The organism is Kitasatospora sp. NPDC036993 (genome assembly GCF_055607525.1).
The window spans coordinates 162,681-184,187 of record NZ_JBVJRP010000011.1; the positions used below are offsets into that span (position 1 = coordinate 162,681).

18 protein-coding genes are annotated in these 21,507 nt (G+C 71.5%); 7 read left to right on the forward strand and 11 right to left on the reverse strand.

Translation table 11 applies throughout. The features are described 5' to 3' along the window. Window positions 1-56 precede the first annotated feature (56 nt). The 4 genes from dnaE to ACZ7C5_RS24330 form a co-directional block, all read right to left on the reverse strand. Window positions 57-3,590 carry a DNA polymerase III subunit alpha gene (gene dnaE, locus ACZ7C5_RS24315; RefSeq protein WP_401079043.1) on the reverse strand — a complete coding sequence of 1,178 codons (3,534 nt, stop codon included), beginning with the start codon at window positions 3,588-3,590 and terminating at the stop codon, window positions 57-59. Window positions 3,591-3,723: 133 nt separating this feature from the next. Further along, window positions 3,724-4,830, reverse strand: coding sequence for a hypothetical protein (locus ACZ7C5_RS24320; protein ID WP_470323459.1), 1,107 nt, complete (start codon window positions 4,828-4,830; stop codon window positions 3,724-3,726). A 162-nt stretch (window positions 4,831-4,992) separates the two neighbouring features. After that, a complete protein-coding gene (locus ACZ7C5_RS24325; RefSeq protein WP_470323460.1) occupies window positions 4,993-5,253 on the reverse strand; it encodes a hypothetical protein in 261 nt (86 codons plus the stop codon). Further along, window positions 5,253-5,618: an ATP-binding protein gene (locus ACZ7C5_RS24330; protein ID WP_401079031.1), complete on the reverse strand. Its 366-nt coding sequence runs from the start codon at window positions 5,616-5,618 to the stop codon at window positions 5,253-5,255. Before ACZ7C5_RS24330 ends, ACZ7C5_RS24325 begins: the two co-directional genes overlap by 1 nt. A 189-nt stretch (window positions 5,619-5,807) precedes the next feature. Between ACZ7C5_RS24330 and ACZ7C5_RS24335 the strand changes: the two genes are divergently transcribed. The 5 genes from ACZ7C5_RS24335 to ACZ7C5_RS24355 all read left to right on the forward strand — a co-directional run bounded on the left by ACZ7C5_RS24335 (window position 5,808) and on the right by ACZ7C5_RS24355 (window position 8,981). Then, the gene (locus ACZ7C5_RS24335; RefSeq protein ID WP_470323461.1) at window positions 5,808-6,656 is read left to right on the forward strand and encodes a helix-turn-helix domain-containing protein; all 849 of its coding nucleotides are present in this window, start codon (window positions 5,808-5,810) and stop codon (window positions 6,654-6,656) included. A gap of 11 nt (window positions 6,657-6,667) precedes the next feature. Next, window positions 6,668-6,859 carry a DUF397 domain-containing protein gene (locus ACZ7C5_RS24340; protein ID WP_470323462.1) on the forward strand — a complete coding sequence of 64 codons (192 nt, stop codon included), beginning with the start codon at window positions 6,668-6,670 and terminating at the stop codon, window positions 6,857-6,859. A gap of 147 nt (window positions 6,860-7,006) precedes the next feature. Further along, the gene (locus ACZ7C5_RS24345) at window positions 7,007-7,426 is read left to right on the forward strand and encodes an I66 family serine proteinase inhibitor (protein WP_401079022.1); all 420 of its coding nucleotides are present in this window, start codon (window positions 7,007-7,009) and stop codon (window positions 7,424-7,426) included. A gap of 97 nt (window positions 7,427-7,523) precedes the next feature. Continuing rightward, a complete protein-coding gene (locus ACZ7C5_RS24350) occupies window positions 7,524-7,847 on the forward strand; it encodes a DUF6191 domain-containing protein (RefSeq protein ID WP_470323463.1) in 324 nt (107 codons plus the stop codon). A 354-nt stretch (window positions 7,848-8,201) separates the two neighbouring features. Continuing rightward, a complete protein-coding gene (locus ACZ7C5_RS24355; protein WP_401079017.1) occupies window positions 8,202-8,981 on the forward strand; it encodes a VOC family protein in 780 nt (259 codons plus the stop codon). Between the two features lie 134 nt (window positions 8,982-9,115). On the opposite strand, the gene ACZ7C5_RS24360 is transcribed toward ACZ7C5_RS24355, so the two are convergent. The 3 genes from ACZ7C5_RS24360 to ACZ7C5_RS24370 all read right to left on the reverse strand — a co-directional run bounded on the left by ACZ7C5_RS24360 (window position 9,116) and on the right by ACZ7C5_RS24370 (window position 13,497). Next, window positions 9,116-9,691 carry a dienelactone hydrolase family protein gene (locus ACZ7C5_RS24360; RefSeq protein WP_401079015.1) on the reverse strand — a complete coding sequence of 192 codons (576 nt, stop codon included), beginning with the start codon at window positions 9,689-9,691 and terminating at the stop codon, window positions 9,116-9,118. A gap of 99 nt (window positions 9,692-9,790) precedes the next feature. Continuing rightward, window positions 9,791-10,666, reverse strand: coding sequence for an ABC transporter permease (locus ACZ7C5_RS24365; RefSeq protein ID WP_470323464.1), 876 nt, complete (start codon window positions 10,664-10,666; stop codon window positions 9,791-9,793). Next, window positions 10,663-13,497 (reverse strand): alpha/beta fold hydrolase, encoded by a 2,835-nt coding sequence (locus ACZ7C5_RS24370; RefSeq protein WP_470323465.1) that lies wholly within the window; start codon window positions 13,495-13,497, stop codon window positions 10,663-10,665. The genes ACZ7C5_RS24365 and ACZ7C5_RS24370 overlap by 4 nt, the downstream gene beginning before the upstream one ends. Window positions 13,498-13,594: 97 nt before the next feature. On the opposite strand from ACZ7C5_RS24370, the gene ACZ7C5_RS24375 reads away from it, so the two are divergent. Beyond that, window positions 13,595-14,614, forward strand: a complete 1,020-nt coding sequence (locus ACZ7C5_RS24375; protein ID WP_401079007.1) for a mechanosensitive ion channel family protein — start codon at window positions 13,595-13,597, stop codon at window positions 14,612-14,614. 69 nt (window positions 14,615-14,683) lie between these two features. Here the strand turns inward: ACZ7C5_RS24375 and ACZ7C5_RS24380 are convergent, their stop codons facing one another. From ACZ7C5_RS24380 to ACZ7C5_RS24395, 4 genes are all read right to left on the reverse strand, one after another. Continuing rightward, entirely contained in the window at window positions 14,684-15,148 is a 465-nt protein-coding gene (locus ACZ7C5_RS24380; protein ID WP_401079004.1) for a GNAT family N-acetyltransferase, read from the reverse strand. Between the two features lies 1 nt (window position 15,149). Further along, the gene (locus tag ACZ7C5_RS24385) at window positions 15,150-16,088 is read right to left on the reverse strand and encodes an RluA family pseudouridine synthase (protein WP_470323466.1); all 939 of its coding nucleotides are present in this window, start codon (window positions 16,086-16,088) and stop codon (window positions 15,150-15,152) included. Window positions 16,089-16,142: 54 nt separating this feature from the next. Beyond that, window positions 16,143-16,850 carry a signal peptidase II gene (gene lspA / locus ACZ7C5_RS24390; RefSeq protein ID WP_470323492.1) on the reverse strand — a complete coding sequence of 236 codons (708 nt, stop codon included), beginning with the start codon at window positions 16,848-16,850 and terminating at the stop codon, window positions 16,143-16,145. A 131-nt stretch (window positions 16,851-16,981) separates the two neighbouring features. Beyond that, window positions 16,982-17,446 (reverse strand): TraR/DksA family transcriptional regulator, encoded by a 465-nt coding sequence (locus tag ACZ7C5_RS24395; RefSeq protein WP_317620284.1) that lies wholly within the window; start codon window positions 17,444-17,446, stop codon window positions 16,982-16,984. A 739-nt stretch (window positions 17,447-18,185) separates the two neighbouring features. Between ACZ7C5_RS24395 and ileS the strand changes: the two genes are divergently transcribed. Further along, the gene (ileS, locus tag ACZ7C5_RS24400) at window positions 18,186-21,317 is read left to right on the forward strand and encodes an isoleucine--tRNA ligase (protein WP_401079000.1); all 3,132 of its coding nucleotides are present in this window, start codon (window positions 18,186-18,188) and stop codon (window positions 21,315-21,317) included. The last annotated feature ends 190 nt before the right edge of the window (window positions 21,318-21,507 follow it).

The window sequence follows — 21,507 nt, forward strand, 5'->3', positions numbered from 1 at the left end:
TCGCGTACGCGAAGGGCCCGGGGCGCCCGGCCCCTAGCCCTTCGTGACGGGTACGGCTAGACCACCAGGCAGCTCGGCCCGAGCAGCTGCTTCAGGTCCCCGAACAGCGCCGGGTCCGACTTCACCCGGTGCCGGTCCAGCCGCAGCACGGTGGTCTTGTTGCGGCTCTCCAGCCGCACCCGCACCTCGGTGGTGCCCCGGTGGCTCCCCAGCACCTCGCCGAGCCTGGCCACCAGCGGCGGGGTGACCTTCCCGCTCGGGATGTTGATGATGATCGGCGCGTCGGCGTGCGCGTTCGACAGGTCGGGGGCGGACAGCTCCATGCCCATCAGCCGCGGCACGTCCTCCCGCTTGTCCAGCTTGCCGCGCACGAACACGACGGCGTCCTCGACCAGTTGCGAGGACACCAGCTGGTAGCTGGCCGGGAAGAACATGCAGTCGATCGAGCCCGCCAGGTCCTCGACGGTCGCGATCGCCCAGGCGTTGCCCTGCTTGGTCATCTTCCGCTGGAGGCCCGAGATGATGCCGCCGATGGTGACGATCGTCCCGTCCGGCCGCTCCGCGAGGTCCGCCACCGCGCAGTCCGCCTTGTCGGCGAGCACGTGCTCGATGCCGTGCAGCGGGTGCGAGGAGACGTACAGGCCGAGCATCTCCCGCTCCTGGGTGAGCAGGAAGGACTTCTCCCACTCCTCCTCGGAGAAGACGACGTCCAGTCCGAAGCTCGGCTCGTCGGCGGTGGCGTCGCCGCCGAACAGGTCGAACTGCCCCTCGGCCTCCTTGCGCTTCACGCCGACCACGTTGTCGATCATCGGCTCGAACTGCGCGCTCAGGCCCTTGCGGGTGTGTCCGAGCGAGTCGAAGGCGCCGGCCTTGATCAGCGATTCGACGGTCCGCTTGTTGCAGACCACCGACTCCACCTTGTCCAGGAAGTCGGGGAACGACGCGAACTTCCCCTTGGCCTTCCGGGTGCGGATCATGGACTCGACCACCGGGCCGCCGACGTTGCGGATCGCGGTGAGGCCGAAGCGGACCAGGGTGTCACCGTGCGGGGTGAAGTCCGAGTCCGACTCGTTGACGTCCGGCGGCAGCACCTGGATGCCCATCTTGCGGCACTCGTTGAGGTAGACCGCGGACTTGTCCTTGTCGTCCTTGACGGAGGTGAGCAGGCCCGACATGTACTCGGCCGGGTAGTTGGCCTTGAGGTACGCCGTCCAGTACGAGACCAGCCCGTAGCCCGCGGTGTGCGCCTTGTTGAACGCGTAGCCGGAGAAGGGGACGAGGACGTCCCACACGGCCTGGATGGCCGCGTCGGAGTAGCCGCGCTCGCGGCAGCCCTTCTGGAAGGGGACGAACTCCGCCTCCAGGATCTCCTTCTTCTTCTTGCCCATGGCGCGGCGCAGCAGGTCCGCCTGGCCGAGCGAGTAGCCGGCCAGGATCTGCGCGGCCTTCTGCACCTGCTCCTGGTAGACGATCAGGCCGTACGTCGGCCGGAGCACCTCCTCCAGGGGCTTCTCCAGCTCCGGGTGGATCGGGGTGATGTCCTGCTGGCCGTTCTTGCGCAGCGCGTAGTTGGTGTGGGAGTTGACGCCCATCGGGCCCGGGCGGTACAGCGCCAGCACGGCGGAGATGTCTTCGAAGTTGTCGGGCTTCATCAGGCGCAGCAGCGAGCGCATGGGGCCGCCGTCGAGCTGGAAGACGCCGAGCGTGTCGCCGCGGGCGAGCAGTTCGTAGGTGGGCTTGTCGTCGAGCGGCAGCTTGAGCAGCTCGATCTTCTCGCCCTTGTTCCGCTCGATCGCCTTGACGGCGTCGTCCATGATCGTCAGGTTGCGCAGGCCGAGGAAGTCCATCTTGAGGAGGCCGAGGCCTTCACAGGTGGGGTAGTCGAACTGCGTGATGGTGACGCCGTCGGTGTGCCGGGTCCAGACCGGGATGTGGTCGGTGAGCGGCTCGGCGGACATGATGACGCCGGCGGCGTGCACACCGGGCTGGCGGATCAGGCCCTCGATGCCGCGCGCGGTGTCGATGACCTTCTTGACGTCCGGGTCGCTCTCGTACAGGCCGCGGATCTCGCCGGCCTCGCCGTAGCGGGGGTGGCTGCTGTCCGTGATGCCGGAGAGCGGGATGCCCTTGCCCATGACGTCCGGCGGCATCGCCTTGGTGATCCGGTCGCCCATCGCGTACGGGTAGCCGAGGACCCGGGAGGAGTCCTTGATGGCGGCCTTCGCCTTGATGGTGCCGTACGTGACGATCATGGCGACCTTGTCGGATCCCCACTTGTCCGTCACGTAGCGGATCACGTCGCCGCGCCGGCGCTCGTCGAAGTCGATGTCGACATCGGGCATGGAGATGCGCTCGGGGTTCAGGAAGCGCTCGAAGATCAGGCCGTGCGGGATGGGGTCGAGGTCGGTGATGCCCATCGCGTACGCGACCAGCGAACCGGCCGCCGAACCACGGCCGGGGCCCACCGCGATGCCCTGGCTCTTGGCCCACATGATGAAGTCGGCGACCACGAGGAAGTACGCCGGGAACCCCATCTGGATGATGGTGTCCATCTCGTACTCGGCGAGCTTCTTGTGCTCCTCGTCGTACCCGTCCGGGAAGCGCCAGTCCATGCCCTCCCAGACCTTGGACTTGAAGAAGTCCGCCTCGGACTCGAAGCCCTCCGGGATGGGGAAGCGGGGCATCAGGTTCTTGAACTTGAACATGCCCTCGGTGTCGACCCGGGAGGCGACGAGCAGCTGGCTGTTGCGGCAGCCCTCCTGCCAGGCGTCCGAGGAGTCCAGCGCGTACATCTCGGCGGCGGACTTGATGTAGTAGCCGGTGCCGTCGAAGCGGAAGCGGTCCGGGTCGGAGAGGTTCTTGCCGGTCTGGACGCAGAGCAGCAGGTCGTGCGCGCCGGCGTCGGCCTCGGTGGTGTAGTGCGAGTCGTTGGTGACCACCGGGGGGATGTTCAGCTTCTTGCTGATCTCCAGCAGCCCGTCGCGGACCCGCTTCTCGATGTCGAGGCCGTGGTCCATCAGCTCCAGGAAGTAGTTCTCCCTGCCGAAGATGTCCTGGTAGTCGGCGGCCGACTTCACCGCCTCGTCGAACTGGCCGAGCCGCAGGCGGGTCTGCACCTCGCCGGAGGGGCAGCCGGTGGTGGCCATCAGGCCGCCGGACAGGTCGGAGATCAGCTCCTTGTCCATCCGGGGCCACTTCACCAGCCAGCCCTCGGAGTAGGAGCGCGAGGTCAGCTTGAAGAGGTTGTGCAGGCCCTCCTTGTTCCGGGCCCAGATGGTCTTGTGGGTGTAGGCGCCGGACGCGGAGACGTCGTCGCGCTTCTGGTGCGGCTGGCCCCACAGGATGCGCTTGGTGTTGGAGCGGGACTCCGGGGCGACGTACGCCTCGATGCCGATGACGGGGGTGATGCCCGCGTCCGTGGCCTGCCGGTGGAACTCGGCGGCGCCGTACATGTTGCCGTGGTCGGTCATGGCGACATGGGTCTGGCCGAGCCGCTCGACCTCCTTGAACATCTGCTTCAGCCGGGCGGCACCGTCCAGCATCGAGTACTCGGTGTGGACGTGCAGATGCGCGAACGGCTGGTCGCTCAAGGCGGGGCCTCCGGGGGCTCTGGTGCTGGGCTGGTGGGCCGGCGAACGTGCGGGTCACAGGGGGTACCCCCGGAAATGGATGTGGTCCGGAGCGCCTCGCGGGGCCCGGACCATCACTCACACGTTCACCCGTCTACTCTAGCCCCCTCCGAACGGCTTCCCCCGCGCCGTTCGCGGCTCCCCTGGTCGGCCCGGCGAGTCGGGCTCCGGCGGCTTCGCGGACCTCCGGCGCCTCCATCGGATCGTCGCGGAGGTACGCCAGGCGGGTCCTCACCTCGGGCCGGTCGGGTGCGTGCCCGACCCCGAGGAGCCGGGCACGCACCTCGCAGTCCCACAGCGACTCGGTGTACGCCTCGGCCGTGCCGGCGGCTCCCATCGCCGCCAGCGCCTCCAGGTAGACGGGACGCTCGTACGAGTGCGGGGTCGAGAGCCAGAAGCGGCGCAGCAGGGAGACGGCGTCGGCGGCCTTCGATCCGAAGCGCGCCAGGCCGCGCGCGAGGGTGTCGGGGCCGCACCAGGTGCGGTCCACCCAGTGCCGCTCCAGCTCGGCGACGAGGGCCGGCACGTCGCTCTCGTCGCCGTGGGCGGCCAGCACTCCGAGGCCCAGCCAGGAGAGCCAGTCCTGCTCCGAGGCCGCCCACTGCCGGGCCGCCGGCACGGCCTGCCCGGCGAGTCGTGCGACCGCCCGCCCCAGGTACGGCACCTGCCGGGTGCCGTCGGCGGCGCCGAGCCGGGGTACCAGCGGGATCAGCGCGGGCTCCGGCGGACGGAGCGACAGCGCGTGGAGAGCGGTCGCCTTGGCGCCTTCGGGGGCTGCCGGATCGCGCAGCAGGGCGAGCAGGCTCGCGCTGTCGCGGTCGGGGTACGGGTCCTCCACGGGGTGGCGCGTGGTCGGCCCGTCCTCCTCCGGAGCGGATTCCGGCAGCGCCTCGCGGGCTTCCTCCGAGCCGGCGAGCGCGAGCAGTTCCAGAACGCGGGTGGCCCGGTACCGGGTGTCCTCGTCGCCGGACAGGAACTCCACCACCGGCGCGAGCGGAAGGTCCAGGTCCCGGATCAGCCGGGCGAGGTAGAGGTGCCGGTCGTCGACCAGCGAGTCCCACCGCCACTCCCAGCGGATGCAGCCGTACACCAGGTCGGCGACCGACGCCCGGTCCTCGGCGGCGATCAGCGCGCCCTGGCCCCGGCCGCGCTGGAGCAGGCCGGGGAGAGTGGTCGTCGGTGCGTAGTGGTCGGTGTGCATGGGGTCCATCGTGCCGGAGCCCCCGGCGCGTGGGCGGCGGGGGCCGGCGGGTGGTGGGTCAGGTGTCCTCGTCGGGCGGCGGGGCGGCGCGGAGGGCGGTGACGACGCCCAGGGCGACCGTGGAGACCGCGAGGGCGAGGAGGGCGGCGAGGGCCGTCCCGATCAGGTATCGCACGGGGTCCTGCGTTCGGCGTCGAGGAGGAGGGTGAGGAGGTTGAGGAGGGTCGACGCCGGCGCGGTGTTGAAGCGGACGAGGACGCGGCCGTCCATGGTCCTGTCGGTGTCGATCGAGGGGAAGATGAGGCCGAACTCGCGCCCCCGCTCCCGGACTTCGTCCAGGAGGGTGCGAATGTGATCCTCGGTGTAGTACCGGATCCGGGGGTCGGTCGGCAGCATCGGGTGGCGGCCGGGGCGGTAGATCATCAGCCGGCGTCCTTCAGCAGCTCGAACCAGACCGATTTGGCACGCTCGTGGGGGTCGACGCCCCAGCGGTGGGTGAGCGCCTCGACCAGCTGGAGGCCGCGCCCCGACTCGGCGAGCAGCGAGAGCGGAGGGGCGGAGGGCAGGACCGGGCTCTCGTCCGTGACGGAGACGCGGAGCGAGTCGTTGACGGAGATGATCTCGACCAGCGGGGCGGGGGTGTCGGTGTGGCGCCACGCGTTGACAAGCAGCTCACAGAGCGCGAGCTGCGCGTCGGAGATCGTGGCGGGGGCCCAGCCGACGCGGGTCATGGTGGTGCAGAGGGTCTGACGGGCGACGGCGATGGTGGGGGTGTTGACGAGACGCATGGAAGTTCTCCGGGGATGCGAAGAAGTGGCGTGACAACAGCCAGAGCTGACGATCCATCGGATCGACGTAGCACTGACGATACCCCTCTGGAATCATGTGTGATCCCGGATCCGGATAGATTCATCCTCAAGTGGACCCCGAGCGCAGCAGCGCGGCAGACTTGGGGCACTTCGGCAAGGAAGGGACCAATGCCGCCACGAGTCAACCCGACGCTTCGTCAACGCCGCGTCGGGGCCGAGCTTCGGAAGATGCGCGAGGCAGCCGGACTGTCGACCTTGACCCTGAGCAGAGCCCTCGGCATCGACCGGACGCAGGTCAGCCAGATAGAGGCAGCGAAGGTCGGCGTCAGCCCGGAGCGGCTCCGCTCCTTCGCCGCCGCCTGCAAGTGCATGAACGAGCCCTTGATCGACGCCCTGGAATCCATGGTCCTGGACCGTTCCAAGGGCTGGTGGGAGGAGTACCGCGGCAGCGTCCCCGAGGGCATCCTTGAAAATGCGGAGCTTGAACGAACCTCCCACGGGCTTATGTTGTGGGTCCTCACCCACATGCCCGGACCGTGCCAGACACTCAGCTACGCCTCGGCGGCGTTCGGGCGAATCTTTCCTCCACTCCCACGCCACGAGTTGGAGATCCGAACGGCTTTCAGGATGCAGCGCAAGGCCGACCTCCGCCGCAACCCGAAGCCGCTGACGGCGTTCATCTACGAGTCGGTCCTGCTGACTCGCTTCGGCGGAACACAGATCCTCAAGGAACAGCTCTCTTCCCTTCTCGAAGACTCCGAGCTGCCCTGGATGACCATCCGTGTTGTGCCGTTCGACATCGAGACCTTCCCCGGCCCTGTCGAGAACCTCACCTATGCGTTCGGCGCGGTCTCGGAGCTCGACACAGTCGAGCGGGAGTCTTCCCATGATTCCGAACACCTTGATGCGATCAGCGAGCTCACCAGCTATCGATCCATCTTCGACCGGACCGAATCGCTCGCTCTGAATGAGAGTGATTCCCGCGACTTGATCCACAAGATCGCACGAGACATATGAGAAGGCCCACGATGACCGATACCGACTGGCAGAAGTCCTCCTTCAGTGGATCCTCCGAGAGCTGTGTGGAGGTCCGCACCGCGGGCAGGGCAGTCGAACTCCGCGAGTCCGACGAGGGCCACCTCACCATCCACACCACCCCCGCCGCCCTCGCCACCCTCCTCCACGGCGTCAAGGCCGGCGAATTCGACCACCACGCCTGACACTCCACGCCCCCACGCCCCCTCGCCCGCCCCGGGCGAGGGGGCGTAGCTCGTTCAGGTGATGACACGCTGCGGCCCCTCCCCCGCCTTCCTCCGACCACGTACAACTGTCGTGCACCTCGCCCGCACCGCGAAGGAATGACAGCCATGGCACAGCTGGAGTCCGGCCTCTACACCATCCAGAACGGCGACGCCAAGATCGGCCGAGCCCGTCACGAAGCCCTGGACCTCTCCCCCAAAGCCGTCTTCGCCCACACCGACGACCAGGACGCGGTCTGGGTCGTCGAGGCCTACCCCAACAACCACTACCGGCTCTACGCCAAGGGCGCCCCGACCGCCGTGGAGGACCTCAAGCCCGCCGGCCCGCTGGTCTCCCTCCTCCTCGACCAGGGCGACGCCCCCGAGTGGGAGTTGATCCCCGTCGACGGCGCCCCGGACACCTATCAGATCAAGTCCCCCCAGGGCTCCTCGTGGACCGTCCTCGAACCCAACAAGCAGAGCAGGATCGAGGTCATCCCCGTCCTCGAAGGCTCCACCGCCTTCACCTTCGAGAAGATCGACGTCTGACCCCCGCCGCACCGGAAGTCGGCCCGCCCGACTTCCGGTGCACACGCACTCCCCCGACGCCGGAACTGACCTGCCACCACAGCACGTTGGGGCTGACATGGTGATGACGGCGGGTCTGCTCCTCATGGCGGCGCTGGTGATCGTGCCCTTCACGCTCGCCTCCGCCCGGCACGTCGTCGCACGCTCGGGCCATCCCGCCTGGCTGTCCCGACGGCTCTCGGCCCGGTCCCGATCCGGCGAACTCGGCCTCGGTGCCACCGCGACCGAGGAGTTCCACGCCTTCCTCAACGCCAACAAACGCGTGCAGATCGAGCAGCGCCAAGCCCGGCTCGTCCTGCGGGACGACGACCACGCCGGCGCCCCGCCCCGCACCGGTGTCGACCTTGACGGAGGCACCGCCGTCATCCCGCCCCTCCGGTAGCACCGCGCAGGAAGCCGGCCCGCCCCCCGAGCCCCCGAGGACCGTCCGGCGGTCCTGCTCCACTCCGACCCCGAGCGCATCGCGACGATCCTCGCGCGCGGCCACTTCACGGCCTCCGGCCCCTCGGGTGTCCACGCTTCGTCCCCGCACACGCGCGACCGACCCGCCCGCCGCGGTGCCCGGGGTCGAACCACCCGTCACCCGAACGGACGCACCCACACCCGTACGTCCGTCGGGCAGGCCCCGCCGCGCCGCGCCCGTCCGACCCGGCGGCCGGGGAGGTGCGCCGAGTGGCGAACCAGGGTGCGCAAGGAGATGGTGACCGGCAGAGACCCCTCACCAGAAAGGGCGATCATGCCCGAGGTCACCTCCCCGTACGCGACCGGCACCCCGTGCTGGGTCGATCTGATGGCCAAGGACCAGCAGGCCGCACTGGACTTCTACCGCGACCTCTTCGGCTGGCAGGGCCAGCCCGGCCCGGCCGAGTTCGGCGGGTACGCCGTCTGCGAGCTGGACGGCAAGGCCGTCGCCGGCATCGGTCCGGCGATGGCCCCCGAAGGAGCGCCGGAGCCGCCCACCGTCTGGACCAGCTACCTGGCCACCACCGACGCCCAGGCCACCCAGGACGCGATCGTCGCCGCCGGCGGCACCCTGCTCGCGCCGGTCATGGACGTCGGGAACCTGGGCCGGATGCTGATCGCCGCCGACCCGCAGGGCGCGGTGTTCGGCGCCTGGCAGCCGGGCGAGTTCTCCGGCGCCAAGGTCGTCAACGAGGCCGGCGCGCTGACCTGGAACGAGCTGCACACCAGCGACATCCCGGCCGCCACCGCCTTCTACGGCGAGGCGTTCGGCATCGAGATCGAGCCGCTGGACGGCGCGGACGCGTACTGGGAGCTGCGGGTCGGCGGCCGGCCGGTGGGCGGCGCCACCCTGCTCGCCAACGACCCGCCCGGCACCCCGGCGCACTGGCTGACGTACTTCTCGGTCGACGACGTCGACTCCACCGTGGACGCCCTGGTCAAGCGCAACGGGACGGTCCTCGCCCCGCCCTTCGACATGGTCGCCGGCCGGATGACCGTGGTCGCCGACCCGCAGGGCGCCCCCTTCGCCATGATCAAGCCCCAGCCGCTCTGACCCGCCCCGCCCTCACGACCCGCCGCCCGCCCGGCCCCCACCCGGGCGGGCGGCCGCCGTTCCATCCCCGCCGGACCCCGCTCGGGAACAGGAGGTCGGCCGGGCCGACTTCCCACGCACGGCCGGGGCACCGCTCAGTCCAGTTCCGCCAGGAAGGCCAGCGCCGCCGCCCAGGCCCGCTCCGCCGCCTGCGCGTCGTAGTCCGGCAGCTCCGGGTCGGTGAACAGGTGCCCGGCACCCCGGTACCGGTGCACCTCGACGTCCGCCCCGGCCCGCACCATCCGCAGGTACCAGGCGTTCAGCCAGTCCTCCGGCTCGAACGGGTCCGGCTCCGCGATGTGCAGCTGCACCGGGATCTCGGTGGCCGCGTCCTCCCGCAGGTCCGAGGTGCCGTGCAGGAGCAGCAGCCCGCGCGCCTTCTCGTCGGCCAGCGCCAGGTTCTGCGCCAGCGCGCCGCCCAGCGAGAAGCCGGCGTACACCAGCCCGCCCTCGGACAGCGGCGCGGCCGCCGTCACGCCCCGCCGCAGCAGTTCCTCGCTGCCGCCGAGCTCCTCCTGGAACTCCTGCGCCTCCTCGACGGAGTCGAAGGTCCGCCCGTCGAACAGGTCCGGGGTGTGCACGGTGTGCCCGGCGGCGCGGAGCCGCTCGGCGGCGGCCCGCACGGCGGGGCGCAGCCCGTAGGCGGAGTGGAAGAGGACGATCTGGGCCACGGTTCGGGTCCTTCATCAGGGGAGTCGGCTACCCACCCATGATCCCGCATCCCTCACCGGGCCCGACGATCCCACCTCCGGCTGGGGCTCCACGCCCGGCTACGAGACCACGTCCTTGCGCGCGAACCCCCGGAATGCCAGCGCCAGCAGCACCACCGCGTACGAGAGCGACAGCGAGACGCCCTGCACCATGCCGCCCCACTCCAGTTGCGGCTGGAGGGCGTCCGCCCAGGAGTACTGCCAGTGCGCCGGCAGCCACTCCCGCAGGTCGCCCAGCGCGGTGACGGCGTCCAGCACGCCCGTGATGATCGACGCGAACACCGCGCCGCCCACCGCGCCCAGCGGCGCGTCGGTCGCCGTGGAGAGCCAGAACGCCAGCGCCGCGATCACGATCTCGCCGAGGAACACGAAGGCCACCGCGACGGCGATCCGGGGCAGCGCCTCCCCGGCCGGCAGGCTGACCCCGGCGGGCAGCTTGAGGTCCCCCCAGCCGTACGCCGCGGTGCCGACGACCAGTCCGATCGCGGGCAGCATCACCACCGCCACGGCCGAGAACGCCAGTCCGACCGCGAACTTGCGGGCCAGCAGCCTGGCCCTGGGCACCGGCGCGGCCAGCAGGTAGCGCAGCGAGGACCAGCTCGCCTCGGAGGCGACGGTGTCGCCGCAGAACAGCGCGACCGGGATCACCAGCATGAAGCCGGTGCCGACGAACAGCATGGTGACCGCGAAGTTGGCCCCCGAGGCGGTGGCCAGCTCGATGAAGGTGGTCCGGCCAGGACGGCCCGGGGTGCCGCCGATCTGGAACGCTGCCAGGAGGACGAACGGCATGGCGGCCAGCACCGCGCCGATCACCATCGTGCGGCGCCGGCGCAGCTGGCGCATCGCCTCCACCCGCAGCGGCAGCGTCCGGCTCGCCCGGTACCCCTCGGCATGGTCCTTCGACTCGGCGAGGTCCGTCGTCGTCACGGCGCTCACTCTCCACCTCCGATCAACGACAGGAACGCGTCCTCCAGGCGCCGCTGCGGTCCGGCGCTCTCCACCGGCACCTCCAGCCGCACCAGCTCGGCCAGCAGCGCGCTCGCCGCCAGCCCGTCCAGGCGCACCAGCAGTCCGCCCTCGACGGCCTCCGCCGAGCCGACCCCGGCCAGCGCGGCGACCTTCCCGGCCACCGGCACCGGGTCGTACGGGCCGGCGATGCCGACCATCAGCAGCTCGCCGGCCCCCACGATGTCCCCGACCGGCCCGGCCGTGACGAGCCGCCCGCGGTCCATCACCACCAGGTCGGTGCAGCTCTGCTCCACCTCGGACAGCAGGTGGCTCGACACGATCACGGTCCGCCCGCCGGCCGCGTACCGGATCATGACCTCGCGCATCTCGCGGATCTGCGGCGGGTCCAGCCCGTTGGTCGGCTCGTCCAGGATCAGCAGGTCCGGCATCCCGAGCATCGCCTGCGCGATCGCCAGCCGCTGCCGCATGCCCTGCGAGTACGTCCGCACCGCGCGGTCCAGCGCCTCGCCGAGCCCGGCGATGGCCAGCGCCTCGTCGAAGCGCGCGTCGGCCTCCGGCCGTCCGGTCGCCTGCCAGTACAGCCGCAGGTTGGCCCGCCCGGTGAGGTGCGGCAGGAAGCCGGCGCCCTCCACGAACGCCCCGACCCGGGACAGCACCGGGGCGCCGGGCCGCACCAGGTGCCCGAAGATCCGGATCTCGCCGGCGTCCGGGCGGATCAGGCCCATCAGCATCCGCAGCGTGGTGGTCTTGCCCGCGCCGTTCGGCCCGAGCAGTCCGAGCACCTGCCCCCGCTCCACCCGGAAGCCGAGGTCCCGGACGGCGTAGCGGTCCTGGGAGCCCTTGTAGCGCTTGCTCAGCCCGCTGATCAGCAGCGGCATCGCGGCCAGCTCCGGGTCGAAGCCGGGCCCGGCGGCCGCCCTGCGGCGTCGCAGCCGCGGCACCAGCACCAGCCCGGCGGCCATCACGACCGCGACCACCGGCAGCAGCCAGGTCCGCGAGGGCAGCGGCGCCGCCTCGGTGACCAGCTCCTCGACGGTCGGCACGGTGAGCGCCCCGGCCGGCGCCACCTGGTAGGTGGCCGGCTCGACCGGTGAGGCGTACGCCAGGTCGGTGCTCGCCAGCACCAGCCGCACCCGGTGCCCGGCCGGGAAGGTGTGGTCGACGGTCGGCAGCGCCACCGTGACGGTCTTCCCGGCGTCCGCGCCGGTCACCCGCAGCGGGGCGGCGAGCTGCTGCGGCAGCACCGCCTTGCCGTCCGGGCCGACGTCGTACAGCTTCGCGAACAGCACCGCGTCCGGCCGGTCGGCCTTCACCCGCACCGGCACGGTCGGCTGCCCGGTCAGGTGCAGCGGCGAGTCCAGCGGCGCCGAGTCGAAGGCCGCGTTCTGCCCGGGGAAGTCCAACGACAGTCCGGCGCCCAGCGAGGCCGCCTGGCTGAGCGCGCCGACGCCGGGCAGCGTCGAGATCCCGGGCGGCGCGCCGCCGGGCGGGTTGGCGAGGGTCTTCTCGCCGCCCGCCAGCTCGACGGGCCGCGAGCCCGTCCCGCCCAGCCCCGGGTACCGGTCGGCGGTGGCCCCGCGCAGCACGGCCTGGAAGCCGGTCGAGTCCACCCCGCCGGTGCGGGTGACCCGGAACGCGGCACCGGTGTCGGTGCCGCCGCCCTTCAGGCCGTGATCCTTCAGATACCGGTCGAACCAGGCGGTCACCCGGTCGTCCACCCGGGCGCTGGTGTCCGTCCCGCCGTCGTGGCCGCCCGCGAACCAGTCCACCGCCACCGGTGCGCCGTTGGCGGCCACCGCCTTGGCGATGCGGTCGCCCTGGTCCAGCGGGAACAGCGAGTCCTGCTGCCCCTGCACCACCAGCGTGGGCGCCTTGAGCTGCGCCGCCACCGAGGACGGGCTGGAGCGCTCCAGCAGCGCGACGGCCTCCGGATCGGCGTGCCCGGCGGTGGCGACCCGGTCGTACATCGCGCAGAGCGACTCCAGGAACCGCCCGCAGCCGACCGGCCCGTCCGTCTGCTGCGCGCCGCCGCCGGCCTGCGGCTGTGCGCCGCCGCCCGTCGGCGCCCCCGCGCCGCCGCTCTCCCGCGGCGCCTCGCCCGAGGGGCCGAGGTCCCCGGCCGCGCCGGTGGTGAAGAAGATCCCGGCCCACAGCTTCTTGAACACGCCGTCCGCCGCGCCCGAGCCCTGCACGCCCTGCGGGAACAGCGCGTCGGCCAGGTTCCACCAGGTGATCTGGGTGGCCACCGCGTCGATCCGGTGGTCGTACGCGGAGGCCAGCAGCGAGACCGCCCCGCCGTACGAGGCACCGGTGATGCCGACCTTCGGGTCGCCTGGCCCGTCCAGCCGCACCTCGGGCCGCTGGGCCAGCCAGTCCACCAGGTGCCTGACGTCCTCGACCTCGCGGTCGGGCGCGTTCAGGCCGATCCTGCCGCCCGAGTGCCCGAAGCCGCGCGCCGACCAGGTCAGCACCGCGTACCCCTGCCGGGCCAGCTGCTCGGCGCGGGCGCGCTGGCCCTCCTTGGAGCCGCCGAAGCCGTGGGCCAGCAGCACCGCGGGGCGCGGACCGCTGCCGGTGGTGAAGAACGAGGTGTCCAGCTGGACCTGCTGGTCACTGCCGGGCGTCTCGGGCATGGCGAGGAACCGGTCCTCCTGAAGGACCGCCTGCTCACCGCCGGAGGCCACCGTCACGGTGCCCGCTCCGGCCACCGCCACCAGGGCCACCGCCCCGGCCAGCAGCCGACGTCTGACCGATGTTCCCCGGGCGCGCCAGCGACGCCATGCCCCACCGAACTCCATGGGCGCTGATCGTATCCGCCGTCCGGGTAGGCCGCCGATAAAGCCGCCGCACGCTTTCGCCCGGTTCGCCCCGCTGTGCACGGGTATCGTACGGCCCATGCCCTGGCCGCTGATCTCGCTGCTCGCCACCGTCGCCGCCACCCTGGCGATCGGCTGGATCGTCGACCAGGCCCTCCAGCGGATCGCCGCCCGCCGGCCGGGGGCACCGGTCTGGCCGCTGCTCCGACGCTGCCGGATCCCGCTCCAACTCACCGTCGTGTCGGCCCTGTTGCTCGCCGCCAAGCCGCTCCAACAGGCCTTCCGCCTGAAGCGGGACGACGGCGCGCACCACCTGCTCCTGCTGCTCCTGCTCGCCTCGCTGGGCTGGCTCACCGTCCGCGTGGTGGCCGCCGTCCTGGAGGCCCTGCTCAGCCGGTACGAGACCCGCGTCGACGACCCGGCCCGGGTCCAGCGGGTGAACACCCAGATCAGCATGCTGCGCCGGGTGGTCAGCGCGGTGATCGTCGTGGTCACGGTGGCCGTGATGCTGCTGACCTTCTCCGCCATGCGCACCATCGGCGCCAGCCTGCTCGCCTCGGCGGGCATCATCGGCATCGTGGCCGGCATCGCCGCCCAGAGCACCCTGGGCAACTTCTTCGCCGGCCTCCAGATCGCCTTCGGCGACACCGTCCGGATCGGCGACACGGTGGTGGTGGACGGCCAGCAGGGCACGGTCGAGGAGATCACCCTCAGCTACCTGGTCGTCCGGCTCTGGGACTACCGCCGGCTGGTCGTCCCGGTCTCGTACTTCGTCAACAAGCCCTTCGAGAACTGGACCCGCAGGGACCCCGGCCTGCTCGCCGCCGTCCTGCTCCACCTCGACCACACCACCCCGGTGGACGAGCTGCGCGCCGCCCTGCGCGCCCGCCTCGACCGGAACCCGCTCTGGGACGGCGCCGAATGGGCCCTCCAGGTCACCGACACCACACCCAGCACGATGGTCGTCCGCGCCACCATGACCGCCCGCACCCCCGACGACGCCGCCCAGCTCCGCTTCGACGTCCGCGAACAGCTCATCGCCTACCTCCGCGACGAGCACCCCGACGCCCTCCCCCGCCTCCGCACCACCGGCACCTGACCCCCGCCGGCCCCGGAAACACGTGCCGCCCCCGGCCGAAGACCGGGGGCGGAACCGTGCGAGGAACGCCTACAGCACCCGCGTCATCGTCCGGTGCGGGATCCCCGCGTCGTCGTACACGGGCCCCTCGGCCACGTACCCCAGCCGCTCGTAGAACCCGAGCGCCTGCACCTGCGCGTGCAGCTCGACCTCCGCGCCACCGCGCCCGGCACCCGCGGCCTCGACCGCCCTGACCAGCTCCGCGCCCAGACCCGTGCCCCGGGCCGCCGCGACGACCGCGAGCCGCCCGAGCAGCACCCGCCCCTCGACGCCGCCGGTCAGCTCCCGGGCGTGGTCCCCGAAGATCAGCCTCGCGGTCCCCAGCCCGGCCCCGTCGGCCCCCACCGCCAGCAGGTGCACCGAGGTCGCGTCGTACTCGTCGTACTCCAGCTCCTCCGGCACGCCCTGCTCGACGATGAACACCTCACGCCGGACGGCCCGCACCAGCTCCAGGTCCGCCTCGCCCTCGGCGACCCGGACGGCAGTGGCCGACATGTCAGCTCTCCGCCGTGATGATGTCCAGCGCCTTCGTCAGGTCCTCCGGGTACTCGCTGGAGAACTCGACCCACTGGCCGTCCGCCGGGTGCTCGAAGCCGAGCGACACCGCGTGCAGCCACTGCCGGGTCAGCCCCAGCCGCTTGGCCAGCGTCGGGTCGGCGCCGTACGTCAGGTCGCCCACGCAGGGGTGCCGCAGCGCGGACATGTGGACGCGGATCTGGTGGGTGCGGCCGGTCTCCAGCTTGATCGTCAGCAGCGACGCGGCGCGGTACGCCTCGATCAGGTCGTAGTGGGTGATGGACGCCTTGCCGTCCTTGGTGACGGCCCACTTCCAGTCCGAGCTGGGGTGCCGTCCGATCGGCGCGTCCACCGTCCCGCTCAGCGGGTCCGGGTGGCCCTGCACCAGCGTGTGGTACCGCTTCTCGGTGATCCGGTCGTGGAACTGGCGCTTGAGGTCGGTGTACGCGCGCTCGGACTTGGCGACCACCATCAGCCCCGAGGTGCCGACGTCCAGCCGGTGCACGACGCCCTGGCGCTCGGCGGCGCCCGAGGTGGAGATGCGGAACCCGGCCGCGGCCAGCCCGCCGATCACGGTGGGGCCGGTCCAGCCCGGGCTGGGGTGCGCGGCGACGCCGACCGGCTTGTCGACCAGCACGATGTCCTCGTCCTCGTGGACGATCCGCATGCCCTCGACCGGCTCGGCGACGATCCGCACCGGGGCGGCCGGCGCCGGGATCTCGACCTCCAGCCAGGAGCCGGCGGTCACCCGGTCCGACTTCCCGGCCACGGCGCCGTCGAGCGTCACCTTGCCGTCGGCGGCCAGCTCGGCGGCCTTGGTCCGGGAGAAGCCGAACATCCGGGCCAGGGCGGCGTCGAGGCGTTCGCCCTCCAGGCCGTCGGGTACGGGGAGGCTGCGGATCTGCGCTGCGGTACTCACCCGTACGAGTATGCCGGAAACGCGACCCGCCCCCGCCCGCCGGTGATCCGGGGGCTACTTCCCGGCCTGCTCCGGCTTCTCGCCCTTCTCGCCCTTCCCGTCCTTCTCGGGCTGCTGGTGGACGGTCCCGTCCGGGTTGCTGCCGCGGAAGGAGAGCAGCACCACCAGGATCCCGCCGCAGACGATCGCCGAGTCCGCGAGGTTGAAGACCGCGAAGTGCTGGACGGAGATGAAGTCCACCACGTGCCCGCGGAAGACGCTCGGCGAGCGGAACAGCCGGTCGGTGAGGTTGCCGAGCGCCCCGCCGAGCAGCAGCCCGAGCGCGATCGCCCAGGGCAGGCTGTACAGCCGGCGGGCGATCCGCCAGATCACCACGATGACGGAGGAGGCGATCATCGTGAAGACGACGGTCAGCGCCTGCCCCATCCCGAAGGCCGCGCCCGAGTTGCGGATCACCTGGAAGGTGACCACGTCCCCGATCACCTTGATCGCCGAGTGGTTCTCCAGCCGGGCGACCACCAGCGACTTGCTGGCGAGGTCGATCAGGAACGCGAGGACGGCGATGACCAGCAGCACCCCGATCCGGCGCGGGCCCCTGGGCTTCTCGGCCGTCGCGTCGTCCACGGGCGAGGCCTCGGCCGGCTCGGCCACGGGCACCTCCACGGCATCGGCGGGGGACGGGACGGCGTCGTCCCGGGTCTGGGGGGAACCTTGCGTACTGATGATCCGCTCCGCTGCCGATGGAGCTCCCCCGGTCCGCAGGAGGGGGAGGGTGGTGGGCCGATGACGGCCTGCCCGCGTTCACGAACGCGTCAGGCGACGTTTATTCAGGCGACGATACGGGGTCGAGCGTACGGCAAGCCCGACCCCCCACGTCGCTCCGGTCGCCCGGTTCAGCGGCGCTCCTGCTTGGCCTTGCACTGTACGCAGAGCGTCGCCCTGGGGAAGGCCTGCATCCGGGCCTTGCCGATGGCCTGCCCGCAGGACTCGCAGGTGCCGAAGCCGACGCCCTCCAGCCGCCCCAGCGCGCGTTCGGTCTGGGCCAGGCTGTCCCGCGCGTTGTTGGCCAGCGCCAACTCGCTCTCCCGCGAGATGTTCTTCGTACCGGCGTCCACCTGGTCGTCGCCGGCTCCGTCGTTGGAGTCGCGCATCAGTCCCGAGATGGCCGCCTCGGCGGCGTCGATCTCGCTCCGGAGCCGGTCCAGCTCGCTGATCAGCTCGTCGTGCAGCTCGTGGACCTCCGCCCTGGTCCACGGTTCCTCGCCGGGCCGGACCGGCAGCGTGGCCGGGTCCACCGACTCGGCGCCGTGCGGCCCGGTGACGGTGTCCTTGCTGGTCTTCGGTGCGGTAGTGGTCACGGTCCCCTCCCCTGGGTCGACCGCCACGGCCTTGCGTGCCCGCTTGGTGGCGGTACCCGCGCCGGTTCCCTTCTCAGCCATGGCTTTCGACCCCATCTACGAACGAATCGAGCCGCCGGTTCCCGGCGGCTTCCAGTGCCGGAACGATAATCCCGATCAAAACCGGTCACAACATGACATACCGACGCCCCATAACGATCCCACCCAGGCAGCCGCCCCAACCGTCACGCCCCGTACGCTCAGAGATTTGTGCCCAGATCGACTCCGGCTAATCTCCGCCGTCGAACGCCACGGAATGCCACCGAACGGCACCGCACGGCACCGGACAGCGCCGGACAGCGCCGTACGCGCCTCCGCATACGCGCCTCCCCGGGCGGCCCCGGAGAGCCCCCGGGGAACCACCCCGGGGGCCGCCCGCCGGAAACGGTTTGGACAAACCGCCTCACCCGGCCGATACACTGGCCGTGCGAGGCGCAGATGGGACGAGTACCGACGTACGCAGCCACCAGCGACCCGGGGACGGTGCGAGCCCGGGGGTGTGCACGGCGGGAAGATCACCCCGGAGCCGCCGGAAGAACGGCCACCGACCACGGCGGCCCACTAGAACCGGCAGCAAGCCCAAACAAGAGGGCCGCGAACGCAGCACCGCGGCCAAGGAGGGTGGTACCGCGGGGCGGCCAGGCCGTCTCGTCCCTCCGGAGGATCCAGTCCCAGTATCCGCCGGAGGTCGACGCCCGCGATGAGCAGCTCCTACAACCCCGTCCCCGCGCAGGTGGACCTGCCTGCCCTGGAGCACCAGATCCTGTCGTTCTGGCAGGACAACAAGATCTTCCAGCGCAGCCTGGAGCAGTCCGAGGGCCGCCCCGAGTGGGTGTTCTACGAGGGCCCGCCCACCGCCAACGGCATGCCCGGCGCGCACCACATCGAGGCCCGCGTCTTCAAGGACGTCTTCCCGCGCTACCGGACCATGAAGGGCTACCACGTCGCCCGCAAGGCCGGCTGGGACTGCCACGGCCTGCCGGTCGAGCTCGCCGTCGAGAAGGAGCTGGGCTTCTCCGGCAAGCAGGACATCGAGGCGTACGGCATCGCCGAGTTCAACGCCAGGTGCCGCGAGTCGGTGACCCGCCACACCGACGCCTTCACCGAGCTGACCACCCGCATGGGGTACTGGGTCGACCTGGACGAGGCCTACCGGACGATGGACCCGTCGTACGTCCAGTCCGTCTGGTGGTCGCTCAAGCAGATCTTCGACAAGGGCCTGCTGGTCCAGGACCACCGGGTCGCCCCCTGGTGCCCGCGCTGCGGCACCGGCCTCTCGGACCACGAGCTGGCCCAGGGCTACGAGACCGTGGTCGACCCCTCGGTCTTCGTCCGCTTCCCGCTGACCAGCGGCCCGCTGGCCGGCCAGGCCGCCCTGCTGGTCTGGACCACCACCCCGTGGACCCTGGTCTCCAACACCGCCGCCGCCGTCCACCCCGAGGTCACCTACGTGGTGGCCACCGACGGCGCGGAGAAGCTCGTCGTCGCCGAGCCGCTGCTGGCCAAGGCACTCGGTGAAGGCTGGGAGACCACCGGCGAGTCCTTCACCGGCGCCGAGATGGAGCGCTGGGCCTACCGCCGCCCCTTCGACCTGGTCGCGATCGAGGACGCCCACTACGTCGTCAACGCCGACTACGTCACCACCGACGACGGCACCGGCATCGTCCACCAGTCCCCCGCCTTCGGCGCGGACGACCTCGCGGTCTGCCGCCGCTACGGCCTGCCGGTGGTCAACCCGGTGCTCGGCGACGGCACCTTCGCCCCCGAGGTCCCGCTGGTCGGCGGCCAGTTCTTCAAGAAGGCCGACGAGGCCCTGGTCGCGGACCTCAAGGAGCGCGGCCTGCTCTTCCGCCACCTGCCGTACGAGCACAGCTACCCGCACTGCTGGCGCTGCCACACCGCGCTGCTCTACTACGCGCAGCCGTCCTGGTACATCCGGACCACCGCCGTCAAGGACGCGATGATCCGTGAGAACGAGGCCACCAACTGGTTCCCCGACACGGTCAAGCACGGCCGCTTCGGCGACTGGCTGAACAACAACATCGACTGGGCGCTCAGCCGCAACCGCTACTGGGGCACCCCGCTGCCGATCTGGCGCTGCGAGGAGGGCCACCTCACCTGCGTCGGCTCGCTGGCCGAGCTGTCCGAGCTCACCGGCACCGACCGGAGCGACCTCGACCCGCACCGCCCGTACATCGACGAGGTGACCTTCGCCTGCCGCGACTGCGGCGGCACCGCCACCCGCGTGCCCGAGGTCATCGACGCCTGGTACGACTCGGGCTCGATGCCCTTCGCCCAGTACGGCTACCCGTACCGGAACAAGGAGCTGTTCGAGAAGCGCTACCCGGCGCAGTTCATCTCCGAGGCGATCGACCAGACCCGCGGCTGGTTCTACACGCTGATGGCGATCGGCACCCTGGTGTTCGACAGGAACAGCTACGAGAACGTCGTCTGCCTGGGCCACATCCTGGCCGAGGACGGCCGCAAGATGTCCAAGCACCTGGGCAACATCCTCCAGCCGATCCCGCTGATGGACCAGCACGGCGCCGACGCCGTCCGCTGGTTCATGGCGGCCGGCGGCTCGCCCTGGTCGGCCCGCCGGGTCGGCCACGGCACCATCCAGGAGGTGGTCCGCAAGACCCTCCTCACCTACTGGAACACCGTCGCCTTCCAGGCGCTGTACGCGCGCACCTCGGACTGGGCCCCCTCCGCGGGCGACCCGGCCCCGACCGACCGCCCGCAGCTGGACCGCTGGGTGCTGTCCGAGCTGAACACCCTGGTCCGCGACGTCGACGCGGCCTTCGAGGCGTACGACACCCAGCGCGCCGGCAAGCTGCTGTCCGGCTTCGTCGACGACCTGTCCAACTGGTACGTCCGCCGCGGCCGCCGCCGCTTCTGGCAGGGTGACGCCGCCGCGCTCGCCACCCTGCACGAGGCGCTGGAGACGGTCACCCGTCTGATGGCCCCGCTCACCCCGTTCATCACCGAGCGGGTCTGGCAGGACCTGGTCGTCCCGGTCGCCCCGGACGCCCCGTCCTCGGTGCACCTGGCCACCTGGCCGGAGGCCGACGAGTCGCTGATCGACACCGAGCTGTCCCGGCACATGGCGCTGGTCCGCCGCCTGGTCGAGCTGGGCCGGGCCACCCGCGCCGAGTCCGGCGTGAAGACCCGTCAGCCGCTGTCCCGCGCGCTGGTCGCCGCCCAGGGCTGGGAGGACCTGCCCGCCGACCTGCGCGCGCAGATCGCCGAGGAGCTCAACGTCTCCACCCTGGAGTCGCTGGCAGCGGTGGGCGGCTCACTGGTCGACACCAGCGCCAAGGCCAACTTCCGCGCACTGGGCAAGCGTTTCGGCAAGGGCGTCCAGGACGTCGCCAAGGCGGTCGCCGCCACCGACGCCGCCCGGCTTGCCGCCGAGCTGCGCGCCGGCGGCGAGACCTCGGTCGAGCTGAACGGCGAGACGATCACCCTCTCTCCGGACGAGGTGATCATCACCGAGACCCCGCGCGAGGGCTGGGCCGTCGCCAACGAGTCCGGCGCCACCGTCGCCCTCGACCTGGCCATCACCCCGGAGCTCAAGCGCCTCGGCATCGCCCGCGACGCCATCCGCCAGATCCAGGAGGCCCGCAAGAACTCCGGGCTGGACGTCGCCGACCGCATCGTCCTGCGCTGGCGCGCCACCTCGGAGGAGACCGCCGAGGCCATCGCCGAGCACGGTCCGCTGGTCGCCGAGGAGGTCCTCGCCACCGACTTCGCCGCCGGCGCGGCCGACTGGGAGTCCGAGAGCTTCACCGACGACTCGCTCGGCCTCGCCTTCCAGCTCCGCAAGGCCTGATCCGCACGACGAAGCCGCCGTCACCCCCACGTGACGGCGGCTTCGCCATACCTGCCCCATATCCCACACCCACCCCAACTCCCGCACGCCCCCGTCGAGTTCCCCGCACCCCTCAGCACTCCCACGCGCCCCCCGGCACACCCGCACGCCCCTCCCCACGCAGAGAGGCGCCCCCTCCCCGACCCGTGGG